The organism is Sedimentitalea nanhaiensis DSM 24252, from assembly GCF_000473225.1.
Taxonomy (GTDB): domain Bacteria; phylum Pseudomonadota; class Alphaproteobacteria; order Rhodobacterales; family Rhodobacteraceae; genus Sedimentitalea; species Sedimentitalea nanhaiensis.
The window spans coordinates 4,269,485-4,281,255 of sequence record NZ_KI421509.1 but is presented as its reverse complement, the minus strand read 5'-3'; the positions used below and the strand labels follow the sequence as shown (position 1 = coordinate 4,281,255).

At 60.3% G+C, this 11,771-nt stretch carries 12 protein-coding genes; 11 read left to right on the top strand and 1 reads right to left on the bottom strand.

Features of this window, described 5'->3' with window-relative positions:
* Window positions 1–17 precede the first annotated feature (17 nt).
* Genes fhmpcd1 through NANH_RS0123110 form a run of 4 tightly spaced genes read left to right on the top strand, consistent with a single transcriptional unit; the run spans window position 18 to window position 3,773 of the window.
* On the top strand, window positions 18–932 hold the full coding sequence (gene fhmpcd1 / locus NANH_RS0123125) for a 5-formyl-3-hydroxy-2-methylpyridine 4-carboxylate 5-dehydrogenase (RefSeq protein WP_027264165.1): 915 nt from the start codon (window positions 18–20) through the stop codon (window positions 930–932).
* The gene (locus tag NANH_RS27065) at window positions 929–1,450 is read left to right on the top strand and encodes a TRAP transporter small permease (RefSeq protein WP_051372576.1); all 522 of its coding nucleotides are present in this window, start codon (window positions 929–931) and stop codon (window positions 1,448–1,450) included. Before fhmpcd1 ends, NANH_RS27065 begins: the two co-directional genes overlap by 4 nt.
* Window positions 1,447–2,721 (top strand): TRAP transporter large permease, encoded by a 1,275-nt coding sequence (locus NANH_RS0123115; protein ID WP_027264164.1) that lies wholly within the window; start codon window positions 1,447–1,449, stop codon window positions 2,719–2,721. The genes NANH_RS27065 and NANH_RS0123115 overlap by 4 nt, the downstream gene beginning before the upstream one ends.
* Window positions 2,718–3,773, top strand: coding sequence for a TRAP transporter substrate-binding protein (locus NANH_RS0123110; RefSeq protein ID WP_211237109.1), 1,056 nt, complete (start codon window positions 2,718–2,720; stop codon window positions 3,771–3,773). Before NANH_RS0123115 ends, NANH_RS0123110 begins: the two co-directional genes overlap by 4 nt.
* Window positions 3,774–3,781: 8 nt before the next feature.
* On the opposite strand, the gene NANH_RS27620 is transcribed toward NANH_RS0123110, so the two are convergent.
* Window positions 3,782–4,237 (bottom strand): hypothetical protein, encoded by a 456-nt coding sequence (locus NANH_RS27620; RefSeq protein WP_051372575.1) that lies wholly within the window; start codon window positions 4,235–4,237, stop codon window positions 3,782–3,784.
* 51 nt (window positions 4,238–4,288) lie between these two features.
* Between NANH_RS27620 and NANH_RS0123100 the strand changes: the two genes are divergently transcribed.
* The 7 genes from NANH_RS0123100 to pldH are packed head-to-tail and all read left to right on the top strand — an operon-like array spanning window position 4,289 to window position 11,730.
* On the top strand, window positions 4,289–5,305 hold the full coding sequence (locus tag NANH_RS0123100; RefSeq protein ID WP_051372574.1) for a putative B6 ABC transporter substrate-binding protein: 1,017 nt from the start codon (window positions 4,289–4,291) through the stop codon (window positions 5,303–5,305).
* 8 nt (window positions 5,306–5,313) lie between these two features.
* Window positions 5,314–6,915 carry a putative B6 ABC transporter ATP-binding protein gene (locus tag NANH_RS0123095; protein WP_027264161.1) on the top strand — a complete coding sequence of 534 codons (1,602 nt, stop codon included), beginning with the start codon at window positions 5,314–5,316 and terminating at the stop codon, window positions 6,913–6,915.
* Window positions 6,912–8,003: a putative B6 ABC transporter permease subunit 2 gene (locus tag NANH_RS27055; RefSeq protein WP_081710527.1), complete on the top strand. Its 1,092-nt coding sequence runs from the start codon at window positions 6,912–6,914 to the stop codon at window positions 8,001–8,003. Before NANH_RS0123095 ends, NANH_RS27055 begins: the two co-directional genes overlap by 4 nt.
* A 1-nt stretch (window position 8,004) precedes the next feature.
* Window positions 8,005–8,940, top strand: a complete 936-nt coding sequence (locus NANH_RS0123085; protein WP_027264160.1) for a putative B6 ABC transporter permease subunit 1 — start codon at window positions 8,005–8,007, stop codon at window positions 8,938–8,940.
* A 33-nt stretch (window positions 8,941–8,973) separates the two neighbouring features.
* The gene (pldA, locus tag NANH_RS0123080; protein ID WP_027264159.1) at window positions 8,974–9,780 is read left to right on the top strand and encodes a 4-pyridoxolactonase; all 807 of its coding nucleotides are present in this window, start codon (window positions 8,974–8,976) and stop codon (window positions 9,778–9,780) included.
* Window positions 9,773–10,960: a pyridoxamine--pyruvate transaminase gene (gene ppaT, locus NANH_RS0123075; protein WP_211237108.1), complete on the top strand. Its 1,188-nt coding sequence runs from the start codon at window positions 9,773–9,775 to the stop codon at window positions 10,958–10,960. The genes pldA and ppaT overlap by 8 nt, the downstream gene beginning before the upstream one ends.
* 26 nt (window positions 10,961–10,986) lie before the next feature.
* Window positions 10,987–11,730, top strand: a complete 744-nt coding sequence (gene pldH / locus NANH_RS0123070) for a pyridoxal 4-dehydrogenase, SDR-type (RefSeq protein ID WP_027264157.1) — start codon at window positions 10,987–10,989, stop codon at window positions 11,728–11,730.
* Window positions 11,731–11,771: the final 41 nt, after the last annotated feature.

The following is an 11,771-nucleotide window of genomic DNA, read 5'->3' as shown; positions in this document are numbered from 1 at the left end:
AAAGGAAGACCAAAGTTATGAAAATCGCAATCATCGGGATGGGGTCCATGGGACCGGGTATGGCGGCCCGGCTGGCGCGTGGGGGACATGTCGTAAAAGGCTACGACATCTCGAACGCGGCGCAAGAACGCGCCATGGGACTTATGCCGATGATTGGGGCTGCGCTTGATGCGTTGGGCATTGCGGACGAGGGCAGCCCAGTTCAAATGGCGAGCTCGTTGGCCGAAGCGGTGCAAGGCGCCGGACTGGTGATCGAGAACCTGCCTGAGAACGTCGAGATCAAGGCCGAACTCTACGTGGATCTGGAGCCGCTGGTCGGACCCGATACGATCATCGCGTCCGACACCTCGGGGATTCCGATCTCGAAACTGCAGGCCCATCTTACGAACCCTGCGCGGTTCGTCGGCATGCATTGGTCCAATCCGCCTCATATCGTACCGATGATCGAGGTGATCGGGGGCGAACAGACCGCTCCGGACACCGTTGGGGCAATCCGCGACCTGATCCGCGACCTTGGGTTGCTGCCGGTGGTGCTGAAACGCGACGTGCCGGGCTTCGTGGAAAACCGCGTGCTCTATGCGCTGCTGCGTGAATGTGTCGATCTGGTCGAAAGCGGCGTCATCGAGGCAGAAGATCTGGATACCTGTGTCAACTGGGGCATCGGGTTCAAGCTGGCGGCGATTGGGCCAATGCGTCTGTTGGATATGGCTGGATTGGATATCTACAATTCGGTGGCGAGCTTTCTGAACCAGGAACTCTGCGATCGGCAGGATGTGTCGCCCCTGGTTGCCGATAAAACGGCTCAGGGGCATCTGGGAATGAAATCCGGTCAGGGCCTGTTCCCCTATACGGCGGACGAATTGCGCGACCTGCCTGCTGCGCGTGGCAAGACGCTGGTTGCGCTGCGCCGTGTTCTGGAAGGTGAAAAATGACCACTGGGACTCTCATCGCAACCTTGGTTCGCATTGAAGCGGTGGTGGTCCGGGTCATCCGGCTGTGCCTTGGTGTCGGGCTGATTGCGATGGTGGTCATCAACGTGCTCAACGCGGTGGGCCGTTATAGCGGGACGATATCCTTGGTCGGGGCGGATGAACTGCTGGTCTATGGCATGATCTGGATCGTGATGCTGGGCGCCATTCTGGCTGCGCGGGATCGCGATCATCTGTCTATCGACCTGTTGCCTTCGGGTCTGAGCGGAACCGCCGCCACTGCATTACAGCTGGTCATTGACCTCGTGACGCTGATTGTTGCCGGGTTCGTCGCGTGGCATAGCGCCTCATTTATCGAACGTATCGCGATGATCGGACAGACCAGCATGGGTCTGGGCATCCCGATGACCCTTCCCCATGCGGCGATCTTTGTCGGGTTTGCGGGGATTGCGGCGGTGACGGCCGTACTGCTGGCCTCGGATCTATCCAAATTGACCGGCAAGCGAGAGACGCGCACATGAGTTGGGTTCTGGGTCTCAGCATTGCGTTCCTGACGGCTTTGGGTGCGCCGATTTTCGTGGCGTTGCTGAGCGGCGCGGCTTTGGTGCTGCTGCTGTTCCCGGGGCCACCCTTGATCGCGTTGCAGCAAACCATTTTCGGCGGGCTGGACGCCTATGCGTTACTGGCGCTGCCGTTCTTTGTCTTTGCGGGCGAGCTGATGGCGGTCAGTGGTATCGCGGATCGGTTGATCGGTTTGGTGAGGGCTCTGTTCGGACGTCTGCCGGGATCGTTGGGCATTGCGGCCCTAGGCGGCTCTACCCTGATCGGAACGATCTGCGGGTCCAGTGCGGCGGCTGTCGCGGCTGTTGGGCGCAACATGTATCCGCAGTTGATTGCAAACGGCTATGGTCAGCGTCGTGCCGCTGGTCTGATCACCTCAAGCGGGGCGATCGACATCGTGATCCCTCCGTCCATCGCCATGATCCTCTATGGTGCCTCTGCCGAGCAATCCATTCCCAAGCTATTCATCGCGGGCATCATTCCCGGCATGCTTATGGCGCTGATGATGGCAGGCTATATCTCGATTTCGGCACTGCTGTCCCGTCTGCCGCGCGAACAGGCCTTCCGCGCCCAGGTCGCATGGCTGGCTTTCCGTCAGGCGGTCTGGGCACTGACCATGCCGGTAGTGGTTCTGGCCGGTATCTATGCCGGGTTCTTTTCTCCGACCGAGGCAGGTGGCTTTGCCTGCGCCTATGCGGCGTTCCTTGGGCTGATCGTCTATCGCAGCATCACGTTCTCCGACCTTCTTGGGGCCGCGACGCGGTCGGCCATGCTGACCGCCAAGATCATGATCGTGGTTGCCGCTGCGGGTGTGATCAGCTGGGTTCTGACGGTCGAGGGCATTCCACAGGCGCTGATCGCGGCGACCGCAGACGCGGGGCTGGGGCCACTTGGCTTTCTGTTGACGGTGAACCTGCTGCTGCTGGCAATCGGCTGCTTTCTGGACCCGACCTCGGCCATTCTGGTGCTTGCGCCGCTGTTGGTTCCAATTGCGGTGTCACTGGGTATCAATCCGATCCATTTCGGAGTCGTCATGACGGTGAACCTGGCCATCGGCATGTTCACACCCCCATTCGGGCTCAACATCTTTGTTGCGCAATCCGTCTTGGGTGTGCGCGCGGGCGAAATCTATCGCGGGGTGCTGCCGTTCATGGCGGTGCAGATATCGGCGCTGGTGCTGATCACCACCATACCGGCGCTGTCTCTGTGGATGCTGCAGGGAATGAAATGAACAAAGAACAACAGGACAGGGAGTACGGAACGATGACACTGAACTCGATCACGCGACGCGGTTGGTTTGCCGGTGCGCTTGCGGCTGTGGCGATGATGCTGGGCGGAGCTGCGGCAGCGCAGAGCACGATGAAACTGGCCAGTGCAACGATCAACGACGTACAGCACGAATGGCAGAAGGAATTCGCCAAGGAAATGGCCGCGCGGGTCGGCGATGCGGTGACGGTCGAGATCTATCCGGCCAGCCAGTTGGGCGCGATCCCACGCATGTCCGAAGGCGTGCTGCTGGGCACCATCGAGGCATTCACAACGCCAACCTCTTTCATGACCAATGTCGATGGCCGGTTTCAGGCGTTTGATCTGCCCGGCCTGTTCATGGACGCGGACGAAGTTGCCGCCGTCATCCACGACCCCGAATTTCGCGACTATCTGGAAACCTTGTTTTTGAACAAGGGGCTGCGGGTGATCGGGGCGATTTACAACTCGCCCACGCTTCTGCTCAGCCGAGAACCGGTCGCCGATCTGGACGCCTTTCAGGGGCTCAAGGTGCGGACTTTTGCCTCGCCACTGCAAATGGAACCTATGAAGATGCTGGGTGCAAACCCCACGCCGCTGGCGCTGTCCGAAGTCATGCCGCAGCTGCAATCAGGCGGGATCGACGGAATGCTGGCTGGCATGCCGATCCTCACCGCGTTCAAGTTCTATGATGCGGCGGAAAACGTCACTGACCTGAATCTTTCACAGCTGATCTCGGTGACGCTGGTCAACGAATTTTGGTTCGCCGAACAAACCGAAGAGGTTCGGGAAGCGATCATCGCAGCAGGCCGGGCCGCCGAACAGACGGTCTTTCCATGGGGTGTGCAGAACGTCGAGCGTGCCAATGCGGCATGGACCGAAGCCGGTGGCAAGATCAACAGGTTGCCCGACGATCAGCAGGCAGAGATGATGCAGGGTTTCGTCGAGCTGGGCAGCTCCCTGATCGTGGATCAGGCGGATGTGGTCGATGTCCATGATCGCATTTCCGCTATCCTGCAGGCGCGCCGAGGAAAGTGATGCGCGGCTTAGCTCTCTTGACCACAGGCCATCGCTCCGCTCGCCTCGATTGCACAGACAAACGTCAGCGCAGCCGGGGCAGGGCCACGGCGAATGGGCAGGGTCAGGCGGGTGCGCGCGATTTCCGGAGAATCGGGCAAGCCGCACCACAGGGCTTCGACGGGCATTCGGTCGGCGGTATCGTTGAGAAGGCTGATTTCACCGTTCTCCGGGTCGTGATGCAGGACGACAGGCAATGTGCTTCCCGGTGGCAACCGCCCCAGATCCGAGGAGTACCAATGCGCCAGTGCGGCCTGGCAGGTGATGGGTGATCCGGTGGCGTTCCGGATCGTGACGGCGATGGGGGTCGTACCCACTGTGCCGTGAATAATGCCCGAATAGGGCACATAAGGCCCGCTCTCGGCAATCGCGCCGAACGGAGTCAGCCCTGTCAACAGGGCCAGAAAGAAACGTCTTCCGCGCATCAGGTGATGCTCCGGGCGGCGGCAATCAATCCAACAAGGGAGACTTCAATCATGCGTAACCTCTTACTTACTTCGGCACTCGGCGCGGTTTTCAGCGCCACGGCGTCGATGGCCGCCGATGTCGATACCATAGCCGTGCTGACTCCGGAACAGGGCAGCGATTTTGGCTGGAACCAGCAAGGCGTCGATGCGGCCCGTGCGGCCGCTGAGGCGACCGGGGTCGAAATCATCGTGGCCGAAGGGCTGGGCTATGGCGATGTGCGCGCGCCTATGCGTGAACTGGCCGCCGAGGGCGCCGACCTGATGCTGGCACACGCCAGCGGTTACAACACGGCTGGTCCGGAAATCGCTGACGAAACCGGCGTTCCCGTTGCCATCGTCGACAGCCCGGAAGCGCTGAAGGCCGGTCTGGTTGCGGATTATACATTGTCCGGTCACGAGGGTGCCTGGCTGGCTGGTCGATTGGCCGCCAAGATGACGACCACGGGTACCGTTGGGATCGTGGTGTCGGGCGAGCCGCCATCGTGGAACTCGCAATCCGCGGGCTTTGCACAGGGTGTGCAGGCCGAAAATTCGGATGTAAAGATCCTCTATTCGGTAATCGGGCCGGCGGCCTATTCTGATGCAGCGGGCGGCAATCGTGTGACCACCAGTGTGATCGCAGCCGGTGCCGACATCATCTTTGGGCAAGGCAACGGGTCGAGCTTTGGCATGATTCAGGCGGTCGAATCCAACAAGGCGACCGATGGTTCGGACGTGTTGTTCATCGATGTGATCGGCGACAAGTCATCGCTGGACAAGGGCCATTTCCTGACCTCGGTGGTTTGGGACATGACCCCGGTCTACACCGCCATGATCGAGGACCTGAAAGCGGACAAGTTCGGCACCCGCAGTTATGCGATCAGCCTCGCAGATGACAGCGTCAAGCTGCTCAAGACCCCGCAGGTCGACGAAGTCGCGTGGGGCGAAGTGATGGCGATGCGCGACCAGATCGTTGCAGGCGATTTGAGCATCGAGCCGATCTTTGATGCACAGGCAGTCCGAGACCTCGTGACAGTGTCAGAGTGACCGACCCGATGAGCGGCCTTGCCACGCAAGAGATGGACCTGCCCCCGGATCCGGGGGCAGGCGTCATCGGTCTGAACAATGTGACCAAGCATTTTCCCGGCGTGATTGCCGTGGATAATGTGTCGCTGACGATCCATGCCGGTGAAGTGCACGTGCTCTTGGGCGAGAACGGCGCTGGCAAATCTACGTTGGTGGGGATGCTGGCGGGGTTGCAGGAACCGGATGACGGGTTTTTGGCCCTTGCAGGCAATCGGGCGCGTCTGGCCAGTCCTGTTGCCAGCCTCGACGCAGGGATCAGCACGGTGTTTCAGCACTCGATGCTGGTTCCCACCCTGACCGTGTTTGAAAACTTGATCCTGGGGGCACCTTGGTACAAACGGCCGAACCGTGCCACAATTGAGCAGCGCATGGGCGCATTGCAGCGCGACTTCGCACTTTCTCTGCCTTTGGATGCGATAACGGGCGAGTTGTCGTTGGGACAGCAACAGCAAATTGAAATCGCCCGCGCCCTGCTGCGCGACAGCCGGGTCGTAATCCTGGACGAAGCCACATCCATGCTGACCCCGCAGGGGGCCGAAGAACTGGGCGCGCGGATGCGCAAGCTGGTGCAAAGCGGGCTGGCAGTCATCTTTATCACCCACAAGCTGAGCGAAGCCTATCGGTTTGGAGACCGGATTTCGGTGCTGAAACAAGGGCGGCTTGCCGGGCAGCTGGGGCCGGAACGGTTGGCCACCCTGTCCGAAGATCAGGCAATCGACGAGATCGTGCAATTGATGTTCGGTCGCGACAGCGGCGGAGGCGATGCCGAGCGTCGGCAAACCAGTTGCACGGACGAGGTGTTGCTCGACGTCGTCGGTCTGGAAACCGAGGGGGGCGCGGATGTGATGGGGTTGCACGCCATTTCTTTGCAAGTCCGGGCCGGTGAAATCCTCGGCATCGCCGGGATTGACGGCAATGGACAGAAACAATTGGCCGAGGCACTGGCGGGGCAACGACCGGTCGCCCGAGGGCGGGTGCAACTGCAAAATAACACCGTGACCTCGGCCAACGTCGCCGAGCGCCGCCGGATGGGGTTACGATACCTGACCGACGACCGTCTTGGCGAAGGATCGATCGGGGCCTTCCCGATTTCCGACAACACCGTGCTCAAGGACGTTGGCGAGCCTCCATTCTGGCTTCGAGGCATCGAGCGCCCGGCACAGATTGCGCAGCATGCCCGCGATCTGATCCAGCATTTCCAAGTGCGTACGCCGAATGAAACCACCCCGATTGGCCGTTTGTCAGGCGGCAACATCCAAAAGATCCTATTGGGACGTGAACTGCTGGGCAATGCCCGCGTCGTCGTTTTCAACAAGCCAACCTACGGGTTGGACCTGCAGAACATCGAAGCCTCGCGCCAGCGCATCGGCGAGATTGCGGCTGCGGGCAAGGGCGTGATCCTGATCTCGACCGATCTGGATGAACTGATGGCATTGGCCGATCGCATCATAGTGATGGAAGGCGGTCGCATCCGTGGAACACTCGACAATGACGGTGGCGGAGAGGCTCTGCGGTTGCGCATTGGACGACTGATGGCAGGCGAAGAGCTGGAACAAAAGGCAACGGCATGAGCATGGCGGACGATATCGAAACATCAGAAACCGCAAGCGTTCAGGTCGCTGTCATGCGCCGCAGACCAGCGTTGCGGGTGGCGATGCTGACGCTGGGTCCGATTTTGGCAGCGTTTGTGTTGTCGGCGGTGATCCTGATGCTGGTCGGGGTAGATCCGCTGAAATATTACTCTTACATCTTGCAACGCGGGCTGTTCTCGGGGTTGGGGCTGGAGCAGACAGCCACCCGCATGGCGCCGCTGCTGTTCCTCTGCGCCAGCTTGATTATCGCCTTCCGCGCCGGGATCTGGAACCTCGGAACCGATGGACAATTCCTGCTAGGCGCGGTGATTGCGGCGGCAACGGCGCCATTATTGGTCGGGGTTCTGCCCGGTTGGCTGGTCTTGTTGGTTGGTTTCGTTCTGGCCGCGCTGGTCGGAGCGCTCTGGTCGATCCTGCCGGCGCTGCTGCGCGCCTATCATGGCGTGAACGAGATCATCACGACCTTGATGATGTCATTTCTGGGGGTTCTATTCGCCAGTGTTCTGGTCAAGCTGGTTTTCCTTGATCCGGCGACAACAGTGCCACAGACACGGACGCTGCCGGTGGCAGATCGTCTGCCCCGCCTGTTTGATACCTCGATTTCCAGCGGGTTGATCTGGGGGTTGATCGCGGTCATTGCGGTGCATCTTATGATGACGCGCACGGCCTTTGGTCTGCGACTGCGGATGGTGGGCGCCAATCCTCACGCGGCGGCACATGCGGGTCTTTCGGTGCCCTTGCTTACGATGGCGGTTTTTGCCTTGTCGGCTGGGTTTGCCGGGCTGGCCGGTGCCAGCGAGATTCTCGGCGTCGCGGGCAATGTGCGCGCCGACTGGAACCCGGCCTATGGTCTGATGGTGATCCCGCTGGTGTTCCTCGCACGGTTTCACGGCATCGCCGCAATAATCCTGGTGTTCTTTTACTCAGCGATGCTGATCGGCAGCGAGAGCGCCGCGCGCCGGTTGGGCGTGCCGCAGGACTTTACCCTGGTTCTGGTGGCCAGCTTGCTGATCTGCCTGGGTCTTGGCGAATACATCGATCACCGCATGCGGCAGAAGGAGCAATAAGTTGGAAGCGTTGTTGACCGAAGCCTTTCTGTCGTCGTTGCTGACCGGTGCCATCGTCGCTGCAATTCCGATGCTGCTGGCCGGGCTGGGCGAGCAGATGTCGGAAAAAGCCGGGGTGCTGAACATCGGCATCGAAGGCATGATGCTGATGGGGGCCTATCTGGGATTCTTTGTCGCCTTTCAGTTTGACTCGATCTGGCTCGGGTTTCTGGGCGGCATCGTCGGCGGGATGCTGGTCGCGGTATTGATGGCGGTGCTGTGTGTCAGGCTAGGTCTGAACCAGATTGTCATCGGCATTGGGTTGACGTTGGGTGTCGAAGGGTTGACGGCGTTGCTGCATCATTTCCAGTTCTCGCGGACCTATCCGCGGCTGCCCGCGCCCGTGCGGGCGGATTTACCCCTGCTCAGCGACATTCCTGTCATCGGACCGTCGATTTTTTCACGCCACCCGATCGTCTATATCGCGCTGCTGTCGGTGGTTGTGCTGGCCTATCTTTATCGACGGACCAATCTGGGCATGACCCTTCGCGCAGCGGGTGAAAGCCCGGCTGCGCTCGATGTGGCTGGGGGCAATGTAGAGGGCGTGCGGGTCTTTTCGGTCTTGTTCACCGGCGCGATGGCCGGACTGGGTGGTGCCTACCTGGCGAATGTGGGCGCGGGTCTGTTCATTCCGTTCATGACCGGCGGGGCCGGGTTTATCGGCATCGTGCTGGCGATGCTTGCGCGGGGACGTCCGCTATGGGTTCTGATCGGTGCTTTGATCTTTGGTGCGGCGCTGTCGCTGACAACGGCCTTGCAAGTTGCGGGGTCCAACATCCCGACCGATGTCATCCAGATGTTGCCCTTTGCCGCCGTAATGCTTGTTCTAATGGTGTTCGGTCGTAAGGCGCGGCTGCCAGCAGCATTGGGAATTTCATACGAAAGAGGGGCCCGCTGATCGGGACCGAAAACGATAGGAAGGAGTCGCAATATGACAGATACAAAGGTTTTCCTGCTGGACGGCGGATCACTGGTTCTGGATGGGTTTCACATCTGGTGGAACAAGGGCCCGGGCGGAGAGGTCCGGTTCCCAGTCTATTCGATCCTGATTGAACATGCCGAGGGGCGGTTCCTGATCGATACCGGCTATGATTTTGACCACGTACAAAAGGTTCTGCCCTTTGAGAAGCCGCAACAGACCCAGCAGCAAACCATTCCCGGTGCGCTGAAGCTATTGGGGTTAGAGCCCAAGGACATCGACGTGGTGTTCAATTCGCATTTCCATTTCGACCACGTGGGCGGAAACAAGTTTTTCCCGGATGCCAAGAAGATCTGCCACAAGGCCGAGATCGAACAGGCGGCCAATCCGCAGCCCTTCGAGGTTCTGGGATATTCGGATATGTCCTTTTCGGCAGAGGCGGCTGCCGCACGGGGCATGGCCGACCAATTGACGGCCGGTCAGACCGACGCCAACAGCCGCTTTGACGTGGTCGAAGGCGACGTGGAGCTGGCCAAGGGGGTGAAGCTGATTTTCACGCCCGGCCATGCCATCGGCAACTACAGCCTGTTGGTGGACCTGCCCAACCGTGCGCCGATCCTATTCACCATTGACGCGGCCTATACCAAGAAAAGCCTCGAATTGGGAGTACAGGCCGGGTTCCACATTGATCCGATCGCCGGCGTGCAATCAATGCAGCGCTTGCGCGGCATCGCCGATGAGACCGGCGCGGAATTGATGTTTTCGCACGATGCCGAAAGCTTCAAGGACTACCGGACCGGAGTGAACTACTATGGCTGACTCCTTGCGATACGCCGAAACGATGCCGCCGGTGTTCACGCTGACCGCTGGTCCGGTGGATGCCTATCCCGAGGTGCTGCGTGCGCTTGGAACGACTGTGTTATATGACTACGACCCGGCGTTTCAGGCATTTTACCAGGAGGTTTCGCGCAAGGCTCAATCCGTCATGGGCGTGGATACCCCACCGATGATCCTGCAGGGCGAACCGGTTCTTGGGCTCGAAGCCGCGGCGGCGTCCTTGATTGCCAAGGACGACGTGGTGCTGAATCTGGCCTCGGGCGTCTATGGCAAAGGGTTTGGATATTGGGCCGCACGCTATGCCAAACGGGTCGAAGAGATCGAAGTCGCCTATGACGACTGTATCGACCCCGAAACGGTGCGCCGATACCTGACCGAACACCCCGAGATTGCCGTAGTCTGTGTCTGTCATCACGACACCCCATCCGGCACTATCAACGATATCGATGCCATCGGTGCCATCGTGGCCGAGGCCGGAGCATTGTTGATTGTCGATGCGGTTTCCTCGTTCGGTGGCATGCCGACGTCTCCGGCAGCGTGTAAGGCAGGGGTTTATGTGACCGGGCCGAACAAATGCCTGGGGTGCCCGCCGTCGCTGTCGCTGGTGGCGGTGTCGGATGCGGCCTGGGCCAAGATCGAAGCCAATCCGCACGCGCCGTTTGCCTCGATGCTCAGCCTCAAGGATTGGCGTCATGCGTGGAAGGAAACAGAGGCTTTTCCGTTCACCCCGTCGGTTGCCGAAATCAACGGGCTGAACGCGGCGCTGGATAGGTACATGGACGAGGGCGCAGACCGGGTATGGGCGCGGCACGCGCTGACGGCGGCGGCCTGTCGCGCGGGTATTCAGGCCATGGGCCTGTCGCTATGGGCTGTGCGCGAGGAAATCGCGTCGCCGACAACGACTGCGGTTCGGATGCCAGAGGGTGTCGATGCCGCGCCGGTCATGGCCGAAGCGCGCGCACGCTATGGCGTTTCGCTTTCGGCGGGGCGGGCGGAAACGCTTGGTCGACTCATTCGTATCGGCCACATGGGGCCAACCGCACAGCCGATCTATGCGTTGATTGCAGTGGCCGCACTTGGCGGCGCGCTAAAGGCGCAAGGTGTAGATATAGACTTGGCCGCCGGAATGGCGGCGGTTCAGATCCGTATCGACGCCGCCTGACATCACAACAACAAGGAAATTTTGACATGAGTGGAAAACTGAACGGGCAGCACGCGGTGGTGACAGGCGCGGCACAGGGCATTGGCAAGGCCATCGCAAAGCGGCTGACGGAAGATGGCGCGACTGTGTTCATCGCGGATATCAACGAAGACGGAGCGATGGCCGCTGCTGCCGACATTGGACACGGGGCCCGAGGGGTTGCCTGCGACGTGTCGGACCCTGCCGCCGTAAACGCGATGCTGGTGCAGGCGGCGCGGGACGGCGCAGTGGATATCCTGGTAAACAACGCCAGCATTGTTCCGTTCGTGGCATGGGATGATGTCGATCTGGAGCATTGGAACAAGATCATTGGTACGAACCTGACGAGCGTGTTCCTGACCTGCCGTAAGGCGACCGACATGATGCGCGTAGCGGACCGCAAGGGCGTCGTGTTGAACATCGCATCAAATACCTTTTTCGCCGGTACGCCCAACATGGCCGCATATGTTGCCGCCAAGGGTGGCGTGATCGGGCTGACCCGGGCGCTGGCAACCGAATTGGGTAAGGAGGGCATCCGCATCAACGCGCTGACGCCAGGCCTGATCGAATCGGACGGGGTCAAGGCCAGCCCGCATAACGAGGCGTTTGAATTCGTGGAAATGCTACAGGCAATGCCTGGTAAGGGGCAGCCTGAATACGTCGCGAAAGTTGCGTCCTTTCTCGTCTCGAATGATGCCGCTTGGATGACCGGACAGACCGTCAACGTGGACGCAGGTATGGTGAAATGGTAAGAGCCTAATAGGCTGCGTAATGACTGCCGTCGGTTAGGTTC

Excerpts from the sequence above, each read along its gene's own strand:
- NANH_RS27620 (WP_051372575.1), bottom strand. The coding sequence starts at position 4,237 with ATGCGCGGAAGACGTTTCTTTCTGGCCCTGTTGACAGGGCTGACTCCG.
- NANH_RS0123110 (WP_211237109.1), top strand. The coding sequence starts at position 2,718 with ATGAACAAAGAACAACAGGACAGGGAGTACGGAACGATGACACTGAAC.
- NANH_RS0123095 (WP_027264161.1), top strand. The coding sequence starts at position 5,314 with ATGAGCGGCCTTGCCACGCAAGAGATGGACCTGCCCCCGGATCCGGGG.
- pldA (WP_027264159.1), top strand. The coding sequence starts at position 8,974 with ATGACAGATACAAAGGTTTTCCTGCTGGACGGCGGATCACTGGTTCTG.
- NANH_RS27055 (WP_081710527.1), top strand. The coding sequence starts at position 6,912 with ATGAGCATGGCGGACGATATCGAAACATCAGAAACCGCAAGCGTTCAG.
- NANH_RS0123115 (WP_027264164.1), top strand. The coding sequence starts at position 1,447 with ATGAGTTGGGTTCTGGGTCTCAGCATTGCGTTCCTGACGGCTTTGGGT.
- pldH (WP_027264157.1), top strand. The coding sequence starts at position 10,987 with ATGAGTGGAAAACTGAACGGGCAGCACGCGGTGGTGACAGGCGCGGCA.
- NANH_RS0123100 (WP_051372574.1), top strand. The coding sequence starts at position 4,289 with ATGCGTAACCTCTTACTTACTTCGGCACTCGGCGCGGTTTTCAGCGCC.
- ppaT (WP_211237108.1), top strand. The coding sequence starts at position 9,773 with ATGGCTGACTCCTTGCGATACGCCGAAACGATGCCGCCGGTGTTCACG.
- NANH_RS27065 (WP_051372576.1), top strand. The coding sequence starts at position 929 with ATGACCACTGGGACTCTCATCGCAACCTTGGTTCGCATTGAAGCGGTG.
- fhmpcd1 (WP_027264165.1), top strand. The coding sequence starts at position 18 with ATGAAAATCGCAATCATCGGGATGGGGTCCATGGGACCGGGTATGGCG.